This window comes from Paraburkholderia dilworthii, assembly GCF_000472525.1.
GTDB lineage: Bacteria > Pseudomonadota > Gammaproteobacteria > Burkholderiales > Burkholderiaceae > Paraburkholderia > Paraburkholderia dilworthii.
Window position 1 is genome coordinate 43,468 of sequence record NZ_AWZT01000041.1, and the last position, 21,780, is coordinate 65,247.

At 62.7% G+C, this 21,780-nt stretch carries 23 protein-coding genes and 1 pseudogene; 11 read left to right on the top strand and 13 right to left on the bottom strand.

Features of this window, described 5'->3' with window-relative positions; genetic code table 11:
• The first annotated feature begins 290 nt into the window (after nt 1–290).
• Complete coding sequence (locus tag F759_RS0127310) at nt 291–1,214, top strand: LysR family transcriptional regulator (protein ID WP_027802660.1); 924 nt, start codon at nt 291–293, stop codon at nt 1,212–1,214.
• Between the two features lie 12 nt (nt 1,215–1,226).
• Here the strand turns inward: F759_RS0127310 and hpnK are convergent, their stop codons facing one another.
• Genes hpnK through F759_RS0127325 form a run of 3 tightly spaced genes read right to left on the bottom strand, consistent with a single transcriptional unit; the run spans nt 1,227 to nt 3,822 of the window.
• Nucleotides 1,227–2,096 (bottom strand): hopanoid biosynthesis-associated protein HpnK, encoded by an 870-nt coding sequence (gene hpnK, locus F759_RS0127315; protein ID WP_027802661.1) that lies wholly within the window; start codon nt 2,094–2,096, stop codon nt 1,227–1,229.
• Entirely contained in the window at nt 2,086–3,459 is a 1,374-nt protein-coding gene (hpnI, locus tag F759_RS0127320) for a bacteriohopanetetrol glucosamine biosynthesis glycosyltransferase HpnI (protein WP_027802662.1), read from the bottom strand. Before hpnI (F759_RS0127320) ends, hpnK begins: the two co-directional genes overlap by 11 nt.
• A 12-nt stretch (nt 3,460–3,471) precedes the next feature.
• Nucleotides 3,472–3,822 carry a hypothetical protein gene (locus F759_RS0127325; RefSeq protein ID WP_027802663.1) on the bottom strand — a complete coding sequence of 117 codons (351 nt, stop codon included), beginning with the start codon at nt 3,820–3,822 and terminating at the stop codon, nt 3,472–3,474.
• Nucleotides 3,823–4,060: 238 nt separating this feature from the next.
• Between F759_RS0127325 and F759_RS0127330 the strand changes: the two genes are divergently transcribed.
• The gene (locus F759_RS0127330) at nt 4,061–4,717 is read left to right on the top strand and encodes a response regulator (RefSeq protein WP_027802664.1); all 657 of its coding nucleotides are present in this window, start codon (nt 4,061–4,063) and stop codon (nt 4,715–4,717) included.
• Nucleotides 4,718–4,720: 3 nt separating this feature from the next.
• Nucleotides 4,721–6,145 (top strand): ATP-binding protein, encoded by a 1,425-nt coding sequence (locus F759_RS0127335; RefSeq protein WP_027802665.1) that lies wholly within the window; start codon nt 4,721–4,723, stop codon nt 6,143–6,145.
• Here F759_RS0127335 and F759_RS0127340 read toward each other — a convergent pair.
• From F759_RS0127340 to F759_RS0127360, 5 genes are all read right to left on the bottom strand, one after another.
• Nucleotides 6,142–7,278: a lysylphosphatidylglycerol synthase domain-containing protein gene (locus F759_RS0127340; RefSeq protein WP_036025372.1), complete on the bottom strand. Its 1,137-nt coding sequence runs from the start codon at nt 7,276–7,278 to the stop codon at nt 6,142–6,144. The two genes, F759_RS0127335 and F759_RS0127340, sit on opposite strands and share 4 nt — an antisense overlap.
• A 114-nt stretch (nt 7,279–7,392) precedes the next feature.
• Nucleotides 7,393–8,553: a bacteriohopanetetrol glucosamine biosynthesis glycosyltransferase HpnI gene (hpnI, locus tag F759_RS0127345; RefSeq protein WP_027802667.1), complete on the bottom strand. Its 1,161-nt coding sequence runs from the start codon at nt 8,551–8,553 to the stop codon at nt 7,393–7,395.
• Complete coding sequence (gene hpnJ / locus F759_RS0127350; RefSeq protein WP_027802668.1) at nt 8,550–9,971, bottom strand: hopanoid biosynthesis associated radical SAM protein HpnJ; 1,422 nt, start codon at nt 9,969–9,971, stop codon at nt 8,550–8,552. The genes hpnI (F759_RS0127345) and hpnJ overlap by 4 nt, the downstream gene beginning before the upstream one ends.
• Nucleotides 9,972–10,200: 229 nt before the next feature.
• Nucleotides 10,201–10,581 carry a hypothetical protein gene (locus tag F759_RS0127355; RefSeq protein WP_027802669.1) on the bottom strand — a complete coding sequence of 127 codons (381 nt, stop codon included), beginning with the start codon at nt 10,579–10,581 and terminating at the stop codon, nt 10,201–10,203.
• Between the two features lie 98 nt (nt 10,582–10,679).
• Nucleotides 10,680–10,883 carry a cold-shock protein gene (locus tag F759_RS0127360; RefSeq protein WP_027802670.1) on the bottom strand — a complete coding sequence of 68 codons (204 nt, stop codon included), beginning with the start codon at nt 10,881–10,883 and terminating at the stop codon, nt 10,680–10,682.
• Between the two features lie 324 nt (nt 10,884–11,207).
• Between F759_RS0127360 and F759_RS0127365 the strand changes: the two genes are divergently transcribed.
• Nucleotides 11,208–12,653, top strand: a complete 1,446-nt coding sequence (locus F759_RS0127365; protein WP_027802671.1) for an NAD-dependent succinate-semialdehyde dehydrogenase — start codon at nt 11,208–11,210, stop codon at nt 12,651–12,653.
• A gap of 164 nt (nt 12,654–12,817) precedes the next feature.
• Complete coding sequence (locus tag F759_RS0127370; protein ID WP_027802672.1) at nt 12,818–13,396, top strand: GNAT family N-acetyltransferase; 579 nt, start codon at nt 12,818–12,820, stop codon at nt 13,394–13,396.
• A 49-nt stretch (nt 13,397–13,445) separates the two neighbouring features.
• Here the strand turns inward: F759_RS0127370 and kdgT are convergent, their stop codons facing one another.
• Nucleotides 13,446–14,462: a 2-keto-3-deoxygluconate transporter gene (gene kdgT, locus F759_RS0127375; protein WP_027802673.1), complete on the bottom strand. Its 1,017-nt coding sequence runs from the start codon at nt 14,460–14,462 to the stop codon at nt 13,446–13,448.
• A 316-nt stretch (nt 14,463–14,778) separates the two neighbouring features.
• Between kdgT and kduI the strand changes: the two genes are divergently transcribed.
• The 3 genes from kduI (at nt 14,779) to kdgR (ending at nt 17,449) form a co-directional block, all read left to right on the top strand.
• Nucleotides 14,779–15,615: a 5-dehydro-4-deoxy-D-glucuronate isomerase gene (gene kduI, locus F759_RS0127380; protein WP_027802674.1), complete on the top strand. Its 837-nt coding sequence runs from the start codon at nt 14,779–14,781 to the stop codon at nt 15,613–15,615.
• Nucleotides 15,616–15,663: 48 nt separating this feature from the next.
• Nucleotides 15,664–16,464 (top strand): 2-dehydro-3-deoxy-D-gluconate 5-dehydrogenase KduD, encoded by an 801-nt coding sequence (kduD, locus tag F759_RS0127385; RefSeq protein WP_027802675.1) that lies wholly within the window; start codon nt 15,664–15,666, stop codon nt 16,462–16,464.
• Between the two features lie 109 nt (nt 16,465–16,573).
• Nucleotides 16,574–17,449 carry a DNA-binding transcriptional regulator KdgR gene (gene kdgR / locus F759_RS0127390; RefSeq protein ID WP_027802676.1) on the top strand — a complete coding sequence of 292 codons (876 nt, stop codon included), beginning with the start codon at nt 16,574–16,576 and terminating at the stop codon, nt 17,447–17,449.
• A gap of 39 nt (nt 17,450–17,488) precedes the next feature.
• Here kdgR and F759_RS0127395 read toward each other — a convergent pair whose 3' ends face one another.
• A complete protein-coding gene (locus F759_RS0127395) occupies nt 17,489–18,043 on the bottom strand; it encodes a cytochrome b (protein WP_209440519.1) in 555 nt (184 codons plus the stop codon).
• Between the two features lie 483 nt (nt 18,044–18,526).
• Here F759_RS0127395 and F759_RS44885 point away from each other — a divergent pair, with 483 nt between their 5' ends.
• The 3 genes from F759_RS44885 (at nt 18,527) to F759_RS0127415 (ending at nt 19,424) form a co-directional block, all read left to right on the top strand.
• Complete coding sequence (locus tag F759_RS44885; protein ID WP_027802678.1) at nt 18,527–18,649, top strand: hypothetical protein; 123 nt, start codon at nt 18,527–18,529, stop codon at nt 18,647–18,649.
• A gap of 53 nt (nt 18,650–18,702) precedes the next feature.
• Nucleotides 18,703–19,071 carry a hypothetical protein gene (locus F759_RS0127410; RefSeq protein WP_027802679.1) on the top strand — a complete coding sequence of 123 codons (369 nt, stop codon included), beginning with the start codon at nt 18,703–18,705 and terminating at the stop codon, nt 19,069–19,071.
• 83 nt (nt 19,072–19,154) lie between these two features.
• Nucleotides 19,155–19,424, top strand: a complete 270-nt coding sequence (locus F759_RS0127415) for a hypothetical protein (protein WP_027802680.1) — start codon at nt 19,155–19,157, stop codon at nt 19,422–19,424.
• A 135-nt stretch (nt 19,425–19,559) separates the two neighbouring features.
• Here the strand turns inward: F759_RS0127415 and F759_RS0127420 are convergent, their stop codons facing one another.
• The 3 genes and pseudogenes from F759_RS0127420 to F759_RS0127435 form a co-directional block, all read right to left on the bottom strand.
• Entirely contained in the window at nt 19,560–19,811 is a 252-nt protein-coding gene (locus tag F759_RS0127420; protein WP_027802681.1) for a hypothetical protein, read from the bottom strand.
• Between the two features lie 155 nt (nt 19,812–19,966).
• Complete coding sequence (locus F759_RS0127425) at nt 19,967–21,145, bottom strand: 4-hydroxybenzoate 3-monooxygenase (RefSeq protein WP_027802682.1); 1,179 nt, start codon at nt 21,143–21,145, stop codon at nt 19,967–19,969.
• Between the two features lie 256 nt (nt 21,146–21,401).
• Nucleotides 21,402–21,780, bottom strand: a pseudogene (locus tag F759_RS0127435) (threonine ammonia-lyase, biosynthetic); the annotation flags it as partial.

Consider the following 21,780-nt stretch of genomic DNA (forward strand, 5'->3'; position numbering starts at 1 on the left):
TGCTGTCCCACTTCATATCGCAACGGGGCGCCAGTTGATGACGAAAGCGTAACTAGATCCGCGTATAACTTCTAATATTGAATATTGATGCTTCGAATCATTCCCGATGATATGGGTGTTAGCACCAATGACAGGGGTTTGTAGGCAGGTTATCAATCATTGACCCGCGTGCGAGGGCACATGCGGAGGTTCGCTCGTTCACTATGGGCCGCGCGCTACGGGCTCGCGGCGTGTATTGTGATAAGCCGCGCCGCGCTCATTACGTTTGCTGATGTTTTATTCATACCAACATGGACCTCCGGCAAATCCAGTACTTCATCGCATTGTTCGAGGACGGCTCGGTCACGCGCGCCGCGAAACGGCTCAATATCGTGCAGCCCGCGCTCAGCATGCAGATCGCGAAACTCGAAGACGAACTGCATCAGCAGCTATTCGAGCGCAACGCGCACGGCATGGCGCCGACGGCAGCCGGGCGGCTGATGTATCGCCTCTTTCTGCCGATCATGCGCGACCTCGCTCACGCGCGGCAGCAACTCGTGCAACGCGACGAAGTGGTAACCGGGCACGTATCGATCGGGCTGATCGCGTCGGTGACGGAAAGCGTGCTCGCAGATGCGTTGTCGCGTTTTCACGCGCGCTATCCGCATGTGGAAGTGACGGTGGCCGACGGCTATAGCGCGACGTTCATCGACTGGGTGGCGGGCGGCCAGCTCGACGCGGCGCTCATCAACAAACCGCGCGCGCGTCTTTCACTCGATGCACAACCCTTGCTCGACGAGGAAATGGTGCTAGTAACGAGCGCCGCGAACGGCCCCGACTTGCCGCACGCGATCGAGCTCGCACAGCTTCCCGAACTCGAACTCGTGCTGCCGACCAAGCGCCACGGTCTGCGCGGCGTGCTCGATACGGCGGCCCAGCACGAAGACGTACTGCTCGCGCCGCGCTTCGAGATCGACGTATTGAGTACGATCGTGAAGCTCGTGGAAAGCACGCGCTTTGCGACCATCCTGCCGCGCATCGCGGTGCAGCGCGCAGTGCGTCAGGGCAGCCTGCGCGCGTATCCGATTCTCGCGCCACGCATCGTGCGGCATATCGTGTGCGTGACGCATCCGCGGCGGCCCTTGAACGCGGCGGCGGATGCGTTGGTGTCGGTGATCGCCGATGAGTTACGCAAGGTATCGAGTGCGTCGGAACTGGAGGCTTCGATCGAATAGCAACAGCAAGCGCTAGCCATTGAACACGTCGGTGAAGCCGCCGAGCTTTGCTCCGAGCGCTCGAAGCGCGCAAGCGACGTTCGACGACAGCAGCGCCTCGAGCTCATCGGCGTGGCGATAATCGCGCATGCCGTCGGTCAAAGCGCGCTCGCCTGCAATCGCAGGATGGCAGTAAATCTCTGCAACCCCGCCTGGCAGCGAAGCAAGCGCCGCGAGCCACGCGGCTTCATCCATGCAACCGCTGCGGGCGATGCCGACCACATAGTCGTTGTGAAAAATTCCCGCGCGCTCAAGACGCGCCCTCACCCGCGCGATCCACGGTCGAAGCCAAAGCGGCGCATTTGCCTCGAACGGCAAACGCATCGCCTTCATGCCGAATTCGCGGCCGATCTCGATGATCAAATCAAGCACCGTCGGATGCAGATGAAAATGCTTGTGCGTGTTGACGTGGTCGAGCGCGAGGCCGGTCTTTGCAAACGCCTCGAACTGCGCGTGAATTTCGCATGCGAGCTGCTCGCGCACGTGTGGAAGAAAGAAGAACCGCGCGCCGTCGCGGACCATGTTGCTGCCGAAGCGGCCATGCTCGTCGAGCAATGCGGGGATGCGCGCGCGCGGCAGCACCGCGTCGCCCTCGGCGAGGACGAGGTGAAGGCCCACGCGCAGATGCGGCAATGCACGGGCTCGCTCGACGGCGTCGATTGCGGCAGGCGCGCCGATCATCAGGCTGGCGGCGGTCAGTACGCCGTGGCGATACGCGCGTTCCACCGCCAGATTGACGCGGGGATGCAAGCCGAAGTCGTCGGCGGTGATTATCAGCGCGCGGGGCACGGCGGCACGCAGCTCGAATGCACGCGACACGATGATCCGAGGTTCAGCCGCCATCGGACGCCTCCATCACATCCATCATGCGCACTTGCCTGGCAGGCGCCGTCGAATGCGAACTTTCGACGGGAACCCGCGTGCCGCGCCATGTCACGTGCGAACCGAAAGCAGCAACGAGCCATTGCAACAACAGCAACGTATCGCGCAACGGCACGAGCGGAAGGTCGCGCCAGAACGCACGCCCGAGCGAATCCGCTGGTGCACCCGGAAACGCGCACCGTAACCCGGCTTCAGGGCGCGCTGCACGCGCATGCAGCAGCAAACGCGCGGCCAGTCCGCCCGTTGCCGCAGCCGCGCCGACGATGGTGGCCCAGCCATGCGGGCCGCCGTATGCGCCCGCGGCGAATACACGGGAGAGGCATGCGCCAGCAATGAGCCAGGGAGTCGGAAACGTGATGAACAGAAAAGCGAAGCCGAGCGGATTCACCGAGCGGATCGTGCGCAACCAGCGGGTCTCGCGCTGCCACAGTTCTGCAAGCGTGGGTTCCGTGACGTCGGTGGTCACCATCACGCGCGAAAGCACCGTTTGTAGTCCGAGCGCACGCACGCGTTCGGCTAGCCAGTAGTCGTCGGCGAGACAGTTTTTAAGGGCCTCGAAACCGCCGATGCGTTCGAGCGTCGTGCGCCGCAAAGCGAGCGTGGCGCCGAAGCCGAAGCGGCGCGATCCGGCTATATGCGCAACGCGCACCGAGGGCGCGAACCATTCGTTGACGAACAGCGCCCCCACGCGCGGCCAGAAACCTCCGACGCCTTGCGCAACATAAAGACAGGTGAGAACACCGACGCACGGATCGGCGAGCGGCGCGGCCACACGCTCCAGATAATCGGCCTGCACAGCGATATCGCTATCGGCAATCACGATCACCTCGTGACGTGCGCGCTCGGCCATATTGATCAGGTTGCTGACTTTCAGGTTGCTGCCATGCACGCGCGTGTCGATGGCAAGTTCGATATCGAGCGCCGGATACGCGGCTTGCAAACGGCGCGCCACGGCAATCGCGGGATCGTTAGGAGAACACACGCCGAGCACAAGCTGAAAATGCGCGTGACGCTGCTCGCAAAACGTCCGCAAGTTCTCGTAGAGGCGCGGCTCGGCACCGCACAACGGTTTCAGCACACTCACGCCTACATGTGCAAACAGACAGCCCGGGCGCGAGCCGGATGCGCCAGCTTCGGCATCGTGTACGAGGCTGATCGGATCGACTGCAAGCGCGGATTTGTAGAGACTGCCAAAGGGAAATGCGATGCGGCCATCAACGGTAAAGAACAGCATCGTCACTGCCGCCACCGCCGCATACAGCGACGCGGCGACGCAGCCGGCGAAGAGAGTCCATTCGCATACCGTGAATGCGTGCGCAATCATTGGCGGATTCCGTCAGTGCCCGCGCAAGACGAACGATGTGCCCGTAAGGCGTAGATGCAAGATGACGAGCCAAAGCCGCGGGCAATCCGATGCGACGGCGACTGGCCGCGCGTAAAGGCCTGCGACGCTCGCATAGCGGTCGTCGACGGCAAGCTGGAATGCGGCCTGCGCCAGCTGCCGCGCGACGATCACGCCGCCTGCCACCATTGCAAGCGCAGCGAGCCGGAAAGCCCCCGAGACAAACAGGTGCCGCGCGCCCGGCAGCGCCGCTACCACGATACAGGCGAGAATGTCGGCAACAACAGCCGTGAGTGAGGCCACCATCAGATGGGCTCGCAGCATATCGACGGTGACTGGCTTCATGGCTTCGTTTCGTGGCCTGATGAACGCATCGTGCGGCTCCCCGCGAGCAACCGGCGACAGTAAGCCGTTGATGAGCGATAGTATCGATTCAAGCTGAAGGAAACCTTAAGCAAAACGCGGTATAACGCAGCTAGCGCACAGCATGGCTCATGTGCGAACGTGCAGCGTCGCTGCGTTTGTAAGATGTTTATTCGATGCATACCGCCACACTAAAAACACCCAACGGAATTTCCGCCTAATGCGTGTACTCCTCGTAGAAGACGACGATCTGATCGGCTGTGGAATTGAAGCAGGTTTGCGTCAAGCGGGTTTCACCGTCGACTGGGCGCGCGACGGCCACAAAGCCAGTCTCGCGCTCGACACCACCAGCTACGCGCTCGTCGTGCTCGATCTCGGCCTGCCGCGTGTGTCGGGCATGGACCTGCTCAAGCGCCTGCGCGACGCGGGCAATGACGTGCCGGTGCTCGTGCTGACCGCGCGCGGCACGGTCGTGGACCGCGTCGGCGGTCTCGAAGCAGGCGCGGACGATTATCTCGGCAAGCCGTTCGACCTCACCGAACTAATCGCCCGATGCCGCGCCCTGCTGCGACGCGCGCAAGGCCGCAGCATCGAACTGATCCGCTATCGCGAGCTCACCGTCAATCCGATAGCTCAAACGGTGGAGGTGGCCGGCGCGCGCGTGTCGCTCACGTCGCGCGAATGGGCCATCCTGATCCAGTTGCTGACCAACCAGGGCATTCCGCAATCGCGCTCGCGCCTCGAAGAAAGCCTGTATGGATGGCAGGAGGAAATCGAAAGCAATGCCATCGAGGTGCACGTATCCAACCTGCGCAAGAAGCTCGGCGCGAAGCTGATACGAACCGTGCGCAATATCGGCTACGTAGTGGAGAAATAGTCAATGAGCGCATCCATTCGCCGGCGGCTGATGCTGCTCGTGCTCGCCAGCATCGCGCTCGTCTGGGCGATCGCGCTTGCGTCCAGCTATCGTCAGGCCACCCGCGAAGTCGCCGAGTGGGAAGAGGCTCGGCTCGCGGAACTCGCACAGATGCTCGCGCTGCTCGACCAGTCGAATCTCGTCACGCTCGCCAACGCCCACATCGACGTGCGCGAGGAAGAAAGAGGCGGCGAAACCAGTGCGAACGACAGCGACGACGACGACTCGCTGCCGCGCGACGCGCTGTTCCAGGTGCGTGCGAGCAATGGCGAAGTGATTGCCGGCAGCCCGCCCCTGCATGCGCTGAATGCGTGGGATCTGCCTGTGCCACCCGTCACCGGCGTGCAGGACGTCGTGCTCGGCGGCCAGATGTACCACTCGTTCACGCTGCGGGACACGGCGCTGGGTCACACGGTGCGCGTCTTCGAGCAGGCCAACACCCGTAGCGACCTGGTCAGCGGCGTCGCGAGCCGCATTGCGCGCCCCGCGCTGATTGCGCTGCCGGTGCTCGCGCTGCTCGTGTGGTCCAGCATCGGCTGGAGTCTCGCGCCGCTGCGCATGCTCTCCGATGCGATCCGTTCGCGCGACATCAACCGCCTCGAGCCTGTCGATATCGGTCATGCGCCGACCGAGGTGAGGCCGCTCGTCGACGCGCTCAATCTACTGCTCTCGCGGCTGTTGTATTCGTTCGAACGGGAACGCGCGTTCACTGCCGACGCCGCTCATGAACTGAAGACGCCGCTTGCCGCGATCAAGGTTCAGGCGCAAGTGGCGCTCGCCGAAACCGATCCGGCACGGCAGCGGCTCGCAATGGAGCGCGTCGTGCAGGGCGTGGATCGCAGTGCCCGGCTCGCCGGGCAATTGCTGTTGCTCGCGCGTCTGGACATGCAGGAGAAACTGTCGACGGCGCCGCTTGCGCCTGGCGCCGTCGCGAAGAACGCATTGCTGGCGAACGCGGGCGACGCACAGCAGAAAAATATCCGCGTGACACTGAACTGCGATATGCGCGCCGAGATCGATGCAGAGCCCGTGCTGATCGGCATTCTTTTTGACAATCTGCTGGACAACGCAATCAAGTACGGAAGCGATGGCGGCAGCATCGAAGTCGCGGTGCAGCGTGACAAAGAGCAGGTTCTGGTGAGCGTGCGCGACGACGGTCCCGGCGTTGCGCACGCAGATCTCGCGCGTCTCACGAACCGCTTCTTTCGCGCAACCGGCAACCAGGCGACGGGCAGCGGCCTCGGCCTGTCGATCGTCGAGCGCATTGCGCAACACTTCGGCGCGACGGTGCGATTCGGCACCGGTCTGAACGGGCGCGGACTCGCCGTCGACGTATCGTTTCCCGCTTATACGGCCGTATCCGCCGAACGGTTGAAGCCCGCCGCCTAACGGCGCTCCGCTTCGCCAGCGACGCTGTGTTCAGCGAGTGGTCTGCCTTCAGCAAGTGGCGCGTGCCGCGCACCGCCAGCCGCGCCTGCATGCGTGCTGGGTTCCTCATGCGGACTCACGCGCGGACTCGCAGGCGGACTCACGCGCGGCGTCGAACTTTGCACACGCACGCGCTTCGACGTCTCCGCAAACTGCCATGCAATCAGCCCCGGCACGAACATCAGCAGATCGCGAATGCGCCGTGCGCCCGCAAGCGCCAGACATGTCGACGGATCGAGGCCCAATGCGCCGCCGATCAGTATGAAGCCGCCCTCCTGCACGCCGAGGCCGCCCGGCACGAAAAACGCCGCACTGCTGATGGCCTGGATCAACGACTCGATCACCACCGCTTCGACAAGCGTGACTCGCGCGCCGAGAAAATACAGCGCGAGCCAGATCTCGAGCGAGGTCAGAAAGCACTGCAGGGGCTGCCAGAAGAACAGATAGCGCAGCACGACGCCGCGGCGTCGCCAGATCAACCTGATTGCCCGATCGATCTGCGCTGACTGACCGACGAGCGCGGCGAGCTTGCCGCTCGTCATGTGATTCAGCACGCGCGTGATGCGCTCGAACGGACTGGCGTGTTGTACCAGCGCGAACAGTACCAGCAGCGGTGTCAGCACCACCACGCCCCACGCGAGTTGCCCGGCGAGACGCAGCGTGTCGGAATGCGCATGCGCGAACAGAAAGCCGATGCCGACCATCGTGAAGAGCAACTGGCTGATCACCGTCAACTGCATGTCGGCGATGATGCTCGCCACCGCCGTCGACGGCCGCACGCCCCAACGCCGAAGCATGCGAAACGACACGACTTCTCCGCCGATACGCGCGACCGGCAGCATGCTATTGACGGATTCGCGCACCCACACGAGGTGCAGCATGTTCAGGACGTGAGGCCGGTTCGCACCGCGAATCAGCGAGCGCCAGTCGCAGGCATTCGCCAGCATCGGCAGCACATGCGCGAGCGCCGCGAGCACGAGACCCGCGCCGGCCGCGCGCAGCGCGCCGAGCACCGCACCCGGGTTGTCCTGCCAGACGAGCCACAGCGACGCGACAAGCCCTGTCAGCGCGGCGAGGCGGCCGAGATGCTTCATCACGCGGACACCTCGTCCCTGCGCGCGGCTTGCCGCTCGTTGTTCAGTCCAGAAGACCTGCGCATTATTGCTGCCCTTCGTTCGCTACTTTATGCCGCTCATCGCTATGCATCCCTACTCGTCCCGCGCGGCCGACAGCAGGCCGTCGCCGTCCACCTCGAAGCTGAACCCGCGCCACATCACGCGCGAAGACCCAAAGCTCGCGATAAAAATGGCAAACACAACGATATCCGATATCGGCAGCAACCATAGGCCGCTGTGTGTCTGCCGCAACGCACGATCGGCGCAGAGCTTCAGTACGAAGCGCGCGGACATGGCGAGCGCCGCAATCAGCCAACCCCATGATGCGCCGCCCGAGAACGCCACGTCGAGCAATGCAAACGCGAACGGATGCATCAACGCCGAGCCCAGATGGCCGAGCGGATCGACGCTGCGTATCGTCCGGCTCCAGCGCAACTCATGCGAGACGAGTTGCGCCGCGCTGACCTCCACGCAGGCATGCGAGACGGCAAACGGCGGGATCGCCACTTTCTCGCCGATTGCGCGCACCGCTTCGCCTATCGCGTGGTCTTCAGCAAGATGACGCACGAACGGCATGAAGCCGCCGATCTTTTCAAGCGTGGTCCGCCGCAGTGCAATGGTCTGCCCAAAGCAAGGCCGCGCGAGGCCGAGCGCGAGACCGGTCACGACACCCGGCAAGAACTGATAGTGAGTCGCCGCCGCCGACAGTCGCGGCCAGAAACCGGGATCGGGTTCGCCGCGATACACGCATGTCACGAGTCCAACGCCCGGCTTCTCCAGTTCGCCGACGAGGTGGCGCAGATAGTCGGGCCCGACGCCGACATCGCTATCGGCGAACACGAGCACCTCGTGCCGCGCGTGCGGCAGCATATTGATGATGTTGCTGATCTTGCGATTCGGGCCGTACAGGCCGGTGTCGGCGATGACCGTGATATCCGCTTGCGGATGCAGGCGCTGCAATTCGTGGACGGCTTGCAATGCCAGGTCTGCCGGGTCGTGCACGCCGAACACGAACTGCACGGGGCCAGGATAACGCTGCTCGCAGAAACTCGACAGATTGTGCAGCAATGCGCTCTCGCTGCCGTGCAGCGGCTTCACGACCGTTACCGGCGGAAAGCTGCCCGGCTCGGCCGCCGCACGCGCGAAGAACCGTCCAATCAGCACGCTCGCCGCGATCGTGTAGCCGATGCCCAACACTGCACACGCGGCGCATGCATAAGCGACGACGGCGACGAACTCATGCGCGCCGTTCACGCCTCGTGTGCGCGCAGAAAGCGGAAGAACTCGACGCCTTCACGCAAGCGCCGTTTCATCATGTCCCAACTCATCAGCATTTCGCGCACGATTTCCCAGATTTTCGACGGACGGAAATAGAAGCGCTTGTAGAAGTTTTCGAGCTGATGATAAATCTCCTCGCGCGACAGATGCGGATAGCCGATTGCCGCAAGCTGTACCCCTTCCTTGCTCACGAGGTTGATCACCTTGTTCTCTTCGAGCCAGCCGTTTTCAACCGCCTGCTCGTAAAGCCGCGTGCCGGGATAAGGAGCAGCGAGCGACACCTGAATAGTGTGCGGGTTGATCTGCTTCGCGTATTCGATCGTCTTCTGAATGGTCTGCTGCGTTTCGCCGGGCAAACCCAGAATGAATGTGCCGTGAATCTTGATGCCGAGCTTGCGGCAGTCGGCGCTAAAGCGCCGCGCGATGTCGGTGCGCAAACCCTTCTTGATGTTCAGCAGAATCTGATCGTCGCCGGATTCGTAGCCGACCAGCAGCAGGCGCAGGCCGTTTTCCTTCATGATCTTCAGCGTCGAATACGGCACGTTCGCTTTCGCGTTGCACGACCATGTCACGCCGAGCTTGCCGAGACCGCGGGCGATTTCCTCGACGCGCGGCTTGAAGTCGGTGAAAGTGTCGTCGTCGAACATGATCTCTTTTACTTCAGGCATGTTGTCGCGAATCCACTTCACTTCTTCCAGCACGTTCTCGACCGAACGCGTGCGATAGCGATGTCCGCCCACCGTTTGCGGCCATAGGCAGAACGTGCACTTCGAGCGGCAGCCGCGTCCCGTGTAAATCGACACATACGGGTGCTTCAGATAGCCGATGAAGTAGTTGTCGATCTTCAGATCGCGTTTGTAGACGGGCGCGACGAACGGCAGTTCGTCCATGTTCTCGAGAATCGGACGCGCCGCGTTGTGCTCGATTGAGCCATCGGCCGCGCGATAGCTGAGACCCAGAATCTGCGCGAACGGTTTGCCTGCCGCCACTTCCTCGCAGGTGAAGTCGAATTCCTCGCGGCAAACGAAGTCGATAGCGTCGCTCGCCGTTAGCGAGTTGTGCGGGTCCACCGCGACCTTGGCGCCTACCATGCCGACGAGCATCGACGGCTTGCGCTTTTTCAGGTCTTCCGCGAAAAGCGCGTCGGTGGGGAAAGACGGCGTGCTGGTGTGGATGATCACCAGATCGTATTGCTGCGCGATATCGAGTGTGGCATCGACCGACAAACCATCGGCGGGCGCGTCGAGCACACGGCTGTCGGGCACGAGTGCGGCGGGCTGCGCAAGCCATGTCGGATACCAGAACGAGCGCACTTCACGCTTCGCCTGATAACGCGACCCCGCGCCGCCATCGAAGCCGTCATACGACGGCGCCTGCAAGAACAGAGTTTTCATGGATGCTCCAGCGAGCCTTGAACGGGCTTTCTGTTTTCTGTCGAACAACTGTCGGAACCGGCGCTCGCCGGGCGGCGAGCAAGGCGTTTATTCGCGCAGATGCTACGGAGCAAAGCTGAAGGAAACCTTAAGCACGATGGGGCGAGCGGGCGTTGCACCCGCACGGATTACCAGTTGGTTTCGGTATGCTTACCAATGACCTGCACAGTAGCTCGATGGAGCCGCCGGATCAACGTGCAACGTGTCGCGCCCACTCCAGCCAACCGAGATTGAGCGCTGCGTTTACCGCGACGCCGAGCGCCGACGCAATGGCGGCGATCATCGTCCAGAATGCAGAGCGCCGCGCGGCCGTTGCGGAGGTGTGCGCGGCGTTGGCCGCATCGCGCGAGGCGCTCGCCGCCGCTTGCGCCACATGCGACGACGACTCCATCTGCGCGAGCGACTTCAATGCGAAGCCCCGCTCGTCACCAGCCCTCGCCTGTTCTTTTTCGAACAGATAGCGATGACAGAACGGCGTCAGCGGAGCATCGGGATTTTGCGCGGCGAAGAACTTCGCATAGGCTTCGCCGCCGTTAGCGTCGATTTCCTGGTAAGCGGATTGCCTGTCCACATGAACCTCGCGTGCGCGCGGCGCCGGGCACGACGTGCCGGCCGTGCGCCGGGCGCGCACACCGGCCACCGTCGTTTGACTATCGTCTCGCTTGCCCTTTAGATGGGCTTGATATCCGCTGCCTGCTTGCCCTTCGGTCCCTGCTTCACTTCGAAGCTGACCTTCTGGTTTTCCTGCAACGATTTGAAACCCTCGGCGCGAACTTCCGAGAAATGGGCGAACAGGTCTTCACCACCGTCGTCGGGTGTGATGAAGCCGAAGCCCTTCGCGTCGTTGAACCACTTTACTGTACCGGTAGGCATGTCGATTCCTCATGTGCATCTGGTTAGCTGGACTGCAGTTTGGGGCGGGACTGCCGCTCGACTGTACGCCTGTTCAGGCGACGGCGCCGCGGCCGTGCTCATTGCGCGCTCGCCCTCACCGTCGTTCTACCGGTGGAGGCTGCGGCCCCGAAAGCATGCGTCGCAAGATACGTGCCGCGCCTGCGTGACCGGCGCGGTCACCGGTGCGTTTGAGCACAATCAGCTAAGATGTTTCCTTATCGGCAGTCCATTCTCGGCCGCGCGGGTTCGGCTCATTATCCGAACGCCGCGCAGCCTGTCGTTTTCCCATTTACAGGAACCAGCATGGCAATTTCGAGCTATACCGATACCCGACTTCTGATCAACGGCGAGTGGTGCGATGCCGCGAGCGGCAAGACCATCGACGTCGTCAACCCCGCCACCGGCCAGGCCATCGGCAAGGTGGCCCACGCCGGCATCGCCGACCTCGACCGTGCGCTCGAAGCGGCGCAACGCGGCTTCGAAGCATGGCGCAAGGTGCCGGCTCACGAGCGCGCCGCGATCATGCGCAAGGCCGCCGCGCTGGTGCGCGAGCGCGCGTCGGACATTGGCCGTCTGATGACGCAGGAACAGGGCAAGCCGTTTGCCGAAGCGAAGATCGAAGTGCTGGCCGCGGCGGATATCATCGAGTGGTTCGCCGACGAAGGCCGCCGCCTCTATGGCCGCGTGGTGCCGTCGCGCAATCTCGCCGCGCAGCAACTCGTGCTGAAGGAACCGATCGGTCCGGTCGCCGCCTTCACGCCGTGGAACTTCCCGGTCAACCAGATCGTGCGCAAGCTGAGCGCGGCACTCGCAAGCGGCTGTTCGTTCCTCGTGAAGGCACCGGAGGAAACCCCGGCGTCGCCCGCAGGTCTGCTGCAGGCTTTCGTCGAAGCAGGCGTGCCCGCTGGCACCGTGGGCCTCGTGTTCGGCGATCCGGCCGAAATCTCGGGCTACCTGATCCCGCATCCGGTGATCCGCAAGGTCACCTTCACCGGGTCCACGCCGGTTGGCAAGCAACTGGCTGCGCTGGCCGGTGCGCACATGAAACGCGCCACGATGGAACTGGGCGGTCACGCGCCGGTGATCGTCGCTGAAGACGCCGATGTCGCGCTCGCCGTCAAGGCGGCGGGCGGCGCCAAGTTCCGCAATGCGGGCCAAGTCTGCATTTCGCCCACGCGCTTTCTCGTGCACAACAGCATTCGCGAGGAATTTGCCGCGGCGCTCGTCAAGCACGCCGAAAGCCTCAAGCTCGGCGACGGCCTCGCGGAAGGCACGACCCTTGGGCCGCTCGCCAACGCACGCCGTCTGACGGCCATGAGCAAGGTGCTCGAAGACGCGCGCAAGACCGGCGCGAAGATCGAGACGGGTGGCGAGCGGGTCGGGTCGGAAGGCAACTTCTTTGCGCCGACGGTGCTGACCAACGTGTCGCTCGAAGCCGACGTGTTCAACAACGAGCCGTTCGGCCCGATCGCGGCAATCCGCGGTTTCGACAAGCTGGAAGAAGCGATTGCCGAGGCGAACCGCCTGCCGTTCGGCCTTGCGGGCTATGCGTTCACGAAGTCGTTCAGCAACGTGCATCTGCTGTCGCAGCAGTTGGAGGTCGGCATGCTCTGGATCAACCAGCCCGCCACGCCTACGCCGGAAATGCCGTTTGGCGGCGTGAAGGATTCGGGTTACGGTTCGGAAGGCGGGCCGGAAGCAATGGAAGCCTATCTGGTTACGAAGTCCGTGACGGTGATGTCGTCCTAAGGCGCTTATAACGCGTTTAGCGCGCGCTTAGTAACGTGTTTACTAAGGCGTGCAATCAGACATGCGTAACGCACGCAGCGCCTGTTTGTTGCTAGCCGTGCCGGGTCCGCGAGTTCTTGCTCGCGGACTTTTTATTTCTATCGACAAAACCGTCCTTGAAACTCATGCAACCCACGCTGACCGGAACGACGGTCGAACTGAGGCCGCTCGAACGCGACCACGTGCAAGCACTGCTCGATGCAGCCGCCGACGGCCGATTGTGGAATCTCAAGCTCACTGTCGTGCCTGGGCCCGACACGATCGAAGGCTATATCGACACCGCGTTGGCGGGACGCGATGCGGGAACGGTGATGCCGTTCGTGATCGTGCGCCGCGACACGGGCATGGTGATCGGCAGCACACGGTTCTGGAAAATCGACCGCGCGAATCGCAAGCTCGAAATCGGCCACACATGGCTCGGCGAATCGGCGCAACGCTCGGCAGCGAATACCGAGGCGAAATATCTGCTGCTGCGCCACGCATTCGAAACAATGCAATGCGTGCGCGTGCAGTTCACCACCGACGAACTCAACGACAATTCGCGCGCGGCGATCCTGCGCATCGGCGCGAAACAGGAAGGCGTGGTCCGCCATGAACGCATCATGCCCGACGGCCGTAAGCGCAACTCCGTGCGCTTTAGCATCGTCGACGACGAATGGGCGCACGTTAAGGCCATGCTCGAAACGAAGCTGGGACCGCGTTGAATGGCGGCCCCGCGCCGTGCTTGCCTACAGCACCGCTCAGCGGCAAGCCTCACACATGCACGTCGCTTTCCTTTAGCGGCGCTGCGTTCGACGCCCGCAACTCCTCACGCAGCGCGTCGCTCGCGTGATGGCGGCGCACCCATAGCGCGGTCAGCATCGGTACCAGAATCGCGGTCACGAGGCATGCGGTCGCAACCATCGCGGTCGCGGCCGGCACGAGCGGCTTGAAGCTCGGAATCATCTCGCCGATGATCGCAGGATTCGCCACCGCCGCGCCCGCCGTCGACGACGCCGCGAGTCCCGCCGCGCCATTGCCGCCCGCGATCCAGCGGTCAGCGAGAATCAGCGGAATGCCGGTTACGACAATCACCGCGAGGCCCAGCAGCACACCTGCCATGCCGCTCTTTGCGATCACGTTCAGGTCGATGCCGTTGCCGAGCGCAAAGCCAAAAAACGGAATCAGCGGATGCACGCAGCGGCCAAAGAACTCGCGCAGGTCGCTGTCGATATTGCCGAGCACGAAGCCCACCAGAAACGGCAGCACCGCGCCGACGAAAAGCCGCGGCTCGAAGAACGCGACGCCCGCCGCGCCCAGAATGATCATGCTGACGAGCGGCCCCGACTCGACCGACATCAGCACGAACGCGCCCGCCTCTTCTTTCGTGCCGTACTGCTGCATCACCGCCGCGTAGAGACCGCCGTTGGTCATATCCATCGACGTGGTGATCGCGAGCACCGAGAGCCCGGCAAAGAGCCCCGCCTTGACGCCGTCGATCGGAATGAAATGGGACGCCACGATAGTCGCGATCCACGCGACCACCATCTTCGTGACGAGCAATGTGCCGGACTTGCGCAGCACGGTGCCGGTCGCCCGCAAGTCGATCGTTGCGCCCATGCAGAAGAACCAGACCGCGAGAATCGGCACCGTGCCGGCGATCAGTCCGTTGGTGAACGACCCGAAGTATTTGCCCGCGCCCGGCGCAAAACTGTGAACACAGGCGCCGAGCAGCAGCGGCACCAGCATCAGCCCGCCAGGAATGCGGTCGATGGCCTTCTTGAGCTTCATTGTCTCCTCCGTGGACGTCGCGTCCAGTTGTCGGGTGAATCTCGCTGGATAAGAACCGGTCTTGCGCCGGTTGCTCCCTTTCGGCGCAATATAGCATCGTGAAAGGAACGGCGTTCCGAAAATTTTGGAAATAAAGATAATCGTTTACCCGCTTATCCGGCAGGCGCCTTTGCTGGCTCGCCGACATGTCTTGATTTTTTACGGACCACCGTTCCGAAACTGCGAATAACGCGCTACAGTCGACCCCACATACGTGCGCCGTGGCAACTGTGCGCCAGGGCGGTTAATCACCGGAGACAGAACCGTGGAAGCGACCATGCAAGTGAGGCAGGCCATCAACAGCGAATACGCGAAGACGCTCGATACCGCCGGATTGCGCAAGCAGTTCCTGGTCGACGAGGTGTTCGAACGCGACGCGCTGCGGCTCACCTATAGCCACATCGACCGGATTATCGTGGGCGGCGTGTGGCCGGTAGCGCGCGCCGTCGAAGTGCCCAGCTCGCTCGGCAAGTCGATCGGCGTCAACTATCTGCTGGAGCGCCGCGAGCTCGGCGCGATCAACATTGGCGGCGATGGTTGGGTCGACGTGGACGGCACGCGTCACACCGTGCGCAATGAGGAGGCGATTTACGTTGGCCGCGGCGCGCAGTCCGTTGCGTTCGGCAGCAGCGACGCTGCACGGCCGGCGAAGTTCTATCTGAATTGCGCGCCCGCGCACGAGTCGCATCCGACCCGCACGATTTCGCTTGCCGAGGCGTCGCCGCAAACGCTCGGCGATGCAGCCACGAGCAACCGCCGCACGATCTACAAGTTCATCGTGCCGGAGGTGCTGCCCACCTGCCAGCTTTCGATGGGCATGACCAAGCTCGAACCCGGCAGCCTGTGGAATACGATGCCCTGCCATACGCATGAGCGGCGCATGGAGGTGTATTTCTATTTCAATGTCGCCGACAACGCCGCCGTCTTCCACATGATGGGCGAGCCGAACGAGACGCGGCACATCGTCGTGCATAACGAACAGGCGGTGATCTCGCCGAGCTGGTCGATTCACTCGGGCGTCGGCACTCAGGCCTACACGTTCATATGGGGCATGGTCGGCGAAAACCAGGTGTTCAGCGACATGGACCACATCGCCGTGGGCGATTTGCGTTGAGCGTGTCGTTTGCGTGCATCGGCCAACTCAGCATAGGGACTACACGACATGGGCTTTGACACGATGAACACGTCTGGCACGACCCGCCCGGCGGCGAATCCGTTCGATCTCGCCGGCAAGGTCGCCATCGTCACCGGCAGCAATACCGGCTTGGGCGCCGGCATGGCGGTCGCGCTCGCCGCCGCGGGCTGCGACATCGTCGGCGTATCGCGGGCCGATCCGGGCGACACGCCGGCGCGTGTCGAAGCCGTTGGGCGAAGATTCGCGGACGTGCGCGCCGACCTCGCTTCGATCGCGCCGGTGGACGACATCGTGCGCGCCGCCGTGGAAGCGTTCGGACGCGTCGACGTGCTGGTCAACAATGCGGGCGTGATCCGCCGCGAGAACGCGCTCGATTTCACCGAAGACGACTGGGACGCGGTGATCGATCTCAATCTGAAGAGCCTCTTCTTTCTCGCGCAGGCCGCCGCGCGGCAATTCGTCCGGCAGCAAAGCGGCGGCAAGATCATCAACATCGCGTCGATGCTGTCGTTCCAGGGCGGCATACGCGTCGCTTCATACACGGCGTCGAAAAGCGGTGTGCTGGGCCTCACGCGGCTTCTCGCCAACGAATGGGCCGCGCAGCGAATCAACGTCAACGCAATCGCGCCAGGTTATATGGCGACGGCGAACACTACAGCGCTGCGCGAAGACGCCCAGCGCAACGACGAGATCCTGAGCCGCATTCCAGCCGGCCGCTGGGGCGCGCCGGACGATCTCGCAGGACCGGTGGTGTTCCTCGCATCGTCCGCGTCGGATTATGTTCATGGGCATACACTGGCGGTAGACGGCGGATGGCTCGCGCGCTGAGTCGGCACCACGCGCGAGACGCGGTATGCTCCGGGCGTCCCGGCGTCCCGGCGTCCGGGCGTCCGTCAACACGCGGCACAGACTAGAGTTCGATCAGGGAATCACGGCAATGGCAGCAACCAGCAAACAGCGCAAGGACGACCCCGCAGCCCTCGCGCACGACGCGGACAGCGTCGAGTGCGGCAACGACAAAGGCGAATCGGCTTCGTCCATTGGCCGCGTGTTCGCGCTTCTCGGCGCGATCGGCGACAGCGGGCAGATTGGCATCAGCGAGTTGTCGCAACGGCTCGGCATGTCGAAGACCACCGTGCATCGCGTGGTTCAGACGCTAAAGGCGCTCGGCTATGTCACGCAGGAAATCGAGACTGAGCGTTATGGACTGACTATCCGGCTGTTCGAACTCGGCGCGAAGGCGCTCGAAAGCGTGGATCTCGTGCGTGAAGCCGACGTGGAAATGCGCCGCATTGGCGCGGCGACTCGCGAGGCGGTACACCTGGGCGCATTCGACGAAGACGCGATTATCTACATCCATAAGATCGACGCCGATTACGGCTTGCGCATGCAGTCGCGCATCGGCCGGCGCAATCCGCTGCATAGCACGGCAATCGGCAAGGTGCTGCTCGCATGGATGGATCCGGCCGACGCACGCGAGGTCCTCTCTCACGTCGAATTCCGTAAGTCGACGCAAAAGACGCTGTCATCCGCCGAGGCTGTGCTGAGCATTCTGCCGCGCGTGCGCGAGCAAGGTTACGGCGAGGACAACGAGGAACAGGAAGAAGGCTTGCAGTGTCTAGCAGTGCCCGTTTTCGACCGTTTTGGCCGTGTGGTCGCGGGACTGTCGATTTCGTTTCCGACCATGCGCTGCGGCGCCGATACCAAGTCTCACTACGTCACGCTGTTGCGACAATCGGGCTTCGCGATCTCGACACGGCTCGGCTATCGCGAAGCGGCCGCATCCGAGCACGCGGCCGCCGAACCGGGCTAGCAAATGCTTATGCGCTGCGGCCGCAAGCGCATGGTTCGCTCAGGGCAACATGCGCTGCATCACCTCATCCTTCAGAATGAAGCGATGATAGAGCGCACCCGCTACATGCAAGCCGATCAGCACCAGCAGCACCCACGCAAGATAGCCGTGGATGTCGCCCATTTCATGGCCGACGCTCGATCCGACCGGCGAAATCGACGGATAAGGCAGCAGCCCTAAAAACTTCACGGACCAGCCGCGCGACGACGCATTCGCCCATCCCAGCACCGGCACGATGACGAGCGCGAGATAGAGCAGACCATGCGTGATGTGCGAAACGATGCGAAGCAATGGCGACACGGATGCAGGCGCTGGGCGATGCGTGAAACGCCAGACGATTCTCAGCACAACCGCGGCGATCAGCGTTGCGCCCACCCCCAGATGCCACGCGATCAGCCCTTCGGGCAGCGTGCCCTTGTGAATGTCCGGCATCGTCCAGCCGATTACGAACTGCGCGGCGATCAGCACGACCACGAGCCAGTGAAGAAGCCTTGCGACGCCGTCATAGCCAGCCGCGTAACGACGCGAACGCGTATCGATAGATTGCATGTTCATGGAAGAGATGGCCGTTGTAAGTAGCGTCATGGAGAAGCCGCGTTTCGCGACCGCATGGGAGCCAGTATGCTACGGCGCAAAACTTAAGAAAAGCTGACGTGTCGCCGCGTGACTCTTCCGCACGCGCGCGCATGTCGCCGGGGCTTCTGCACGAAACGCCAGTCTGCAACCGAATGTATCCGCGAAGCATATGTGCGGCTCGTCGTCTCTGCGATCGTTTTTCGACGCATGCTGCGCCGATCGTTCAACGCCCCGCGTCCAGTTCAATGCGCAATCACGCGGCGTTTTCGCAGCAGGCTCAACGGCTTGCTCGTCACGCGCGCGGCTTCTCAGCCGTTCTCGCTGCTCGCTACATCCCTCGCCTCTCCACGTATCGAGCAACGCTTCCTCACGATGCAATCGACACGTCCTGTTACACACGAACACAACGGTAATACCGCCTCTCAGTAAAGTTCGGATCAACAGGAAAAGAGGAGCAATGTCATGAAACGAATTTTAGCGCTGGCCATTCTGGCTGCAACGCTCGGCACCGCGTTGAGCGGTTGCATCGTGGTCCCGGACGGCGGCGGCCACCACGACCATTACGGTTACCACGATCGTTACTGATCGACGCTTACCCCGAATCGTCCACGTCCGATCATAAAAACGCGGGAAACAATATGAATCAATCACAAAGCCGCTTGCTGTCCATTGCGATCGTCGCGGGTCTTGGTATCGGTGCGTCGTCCGCCGCGCTTGCACACGTCGACGTCGGCGTGAACATTGGCGTTCCCGGTGTCATGTATGCGCCTGAGCCCGTCTATGCGCCGCCTCCGCCGCCCGTGTATGCGCCGCCGCCACCGGTCGTCGTCGTGAGTCCCGGCTGGTATGGCGAGCGTTATTACGATGGCCACCGCTACTGGGAGCGACGCGAGTGGGAAGAGCGTCATCGCGAACGCGAATGGCGTGACGCACGCGGTCCGCACGGAGACTGGCGCGGTCACGGCAACGGCCACGGTGATTGGCACGGTCACGGCGGCGACCATTGACGCTCGCAGCGCGGGGCTGTCGTCGGTGACGATCACGCCGCGCGGCGGTTGCATGCGCGTCAGCACTTTGCAGGAGCGACAGTTTGGTACGCACTGATCCACGGCGAGTCACCGCGCAGGTCGACGGCATGCTCGTCTGCGCTGAATACAGCGAGCAGACCGGACAATTGTGTTTGCGCCAGAACGGCACACTCGTTCGGGAATGGTTTCCACCGCACTCGTGGATCGCGATTGCGTCGGTGGCGGGCGCGCGGCATTGGGGCACGCGTCCGACCGACGACGATCTGCTCGCGCTGCTGCGCAACGAGATGACGTTGTTGCGTTCGCCGCAGGGAAACGCCTGCCAGAAATAGAAAAGCGCGCGACGTATCACACGTTGCGCGCTTCCTGGTCGGCGTCTTACGGCTTTCGCTTCAAAGGCTTTAGCTTCAGCGGTTTCACTTTAAAACTCCTTTGAAAACCGCTTACCGCGCGTTGTCGAAAACCGCTTACCGCACGTTGTAGATCGGCGGCGAGTACGAACTGAACGTCACGTCACTGCCGCGGCCCGCTTGCCACGTGCCGTGGCTGCCCGAGCCATAGCCGCCATTATCGGCTCGCGCGGAGCCTTGCTGACCGGCCGCTTGGGGTTGCACGGCTTGCATATCCTGCGCCGCGGCTTGTGCAGACGGCTGCGCGAACGAAGCGATCGGTGCGCCAAGCACCGCGGCAATTGCAACAGCCTGAATGAGCGATTTCATTGGACCACCTCCGGTCATGTCTTCTATGTGTGCTGCGAACAGGATTTGCTCGCAGCGATGAAGGCAGTGTAGGTGTGTCGCGATAGACGATAAATCCGCTAATCACGAATTCACTGTTGCTGTTGCACCGACAATCGGAAGCGGCGTTGCCGCGCTCAGTCCTGCGGCACAGCCACGCCGACGTAGTTCTCCGCCATCACTGTGGCCGCCGAGCGCGATGTCGTCACATATTCGAGCTCGGCCACCTGAAGCTGCTGCTCGAACGGCGACGCGCCTTCGATACGGTGCATCATGCTCGTCATCCAGTAGGAGAAATGCTCCGCGCGCCAGATGCGCTTGAGCGCCGTTTCGCTATACCTGTCGAGCTGGTCGGTGCGGTTTTCGACGTAGAACGCGCTCAATGCCTTCGTGAGCAGACGTACATCCGCGACGGCAAGGTTCATTCCTTTTGCGCCGGTCGGCGGCACGATATGGGCGGCATCGCCCGCGAGAAAGAGCCGGCCATGCTGCATCGTCGCGGATACGAAGCTGCGCATGCCGACAATGTTCTTCTGGAAGATCTTGCCGTCCACCACGTGCTGGCCGTCGTGAGAATCGACGCGGGCATGCAGTTCCGCCCAGATGCGGTCGTCGGACCAGTTGCCGACGGAATCCTTCGGATCGCACTGGAAATACATGCGCTGAACGTTGGCCGAACGCGTGCTGATCAGTGCAAAACCGCGGTCGTGGCGCGCGTAAATCAATTCGTCCGACGACGGCGGTCCTTCGCATAGGATTCCGAACCATCCAAACGGATACACGCGTTCGAAGTCGCGTCGCAATGCCTGCGGGATCGCCGCGCGCGACACGCCTTGCGAACCGTCACAGCCGATCACGAAGTCGCATTGCAGTTCGCACACTTCGCCTTCGTGACGATAGCGGATCGACGGCTTGTCGGTATCGATGTCATGCAGCGACGTCTGCGTCACGCCGAAGCGCAACGCACCACCCGCGGCGACGCGCGCCGCGACGAGATCCTTGATCACTTCGTGCTGCGCGTACACGGTGATCGAATGGCCGGTGAGTCCGGTGAGATCGATGCGGCGACGCTTGCCTTCGAACGCGAGCTCAAAGCCGTGATGCAGTGCGCCTTCTGCCTTCATGCGCTCGCCGACGCCGGCTTCGGTCAGAAGATCCATCGTGCCCTGCTCGAGCACGCCGGCGCGGATCGTCGATTCGATCTGCTCGCGCGTGCGCGTCTCAAGCACGACCGACTCGATACCGCGCAGATGAAGAAGATGGGAAAGAAGCAGGCCCGCGGGCCCTGCACCGATGATGCCAACCTGGGTGCGCACGATGTGTCTCCTGAGTGCAAAGTTTGATTTGCGCCCAGTTTGACGATCGGCCCTGCTATTGCGCAACGCGATATGCGAGATACGCTCTATTCAGTTTTGAGATAGCACGCTTGCGCTGCAAGCGCTGTTGAAATGCGACGATACCGCGCGAGGCCTTGCTGACGGCGTTTGCAGCGCGGCCAGTCGCTGCGCCGCCGGGCGGCGCGCAAAAAAGCACTCAAGGTAAACCCCGAGCGCCACTTTTCAGGCCTGAAGTTCAGGCGAGGAATAACCGATACACCGGATTTTGGGTCTCTTCCCAATACGGATAACCGAGCGTCGCGAGAAAGCGTTCGAACTCCGCGTTATCGCTTTCCGGCACCTGAATGCCGACGAGAATCGAACTGTAGTCCGCGCCCTGGTTGCGGTAGTGAAAGAGGCTNATGTTCCAGTCCGGCGCCATCGACGACAGGAATTTCATCAGCGCGCCAGGCCGCTCCGGAAACTCGAAGCGGAACAGGCGTTCGTCATGCGCGAGCGGCGAGCGGCCGCCGACCATGTAACGGATGTGCTGCTTCGAGAGTTCATCGAAGGTCAGGTCGACGGTGGCAAAATTGTGCGCCTCGAATGCACCCGCAATCTGCGCCGATTCGCTG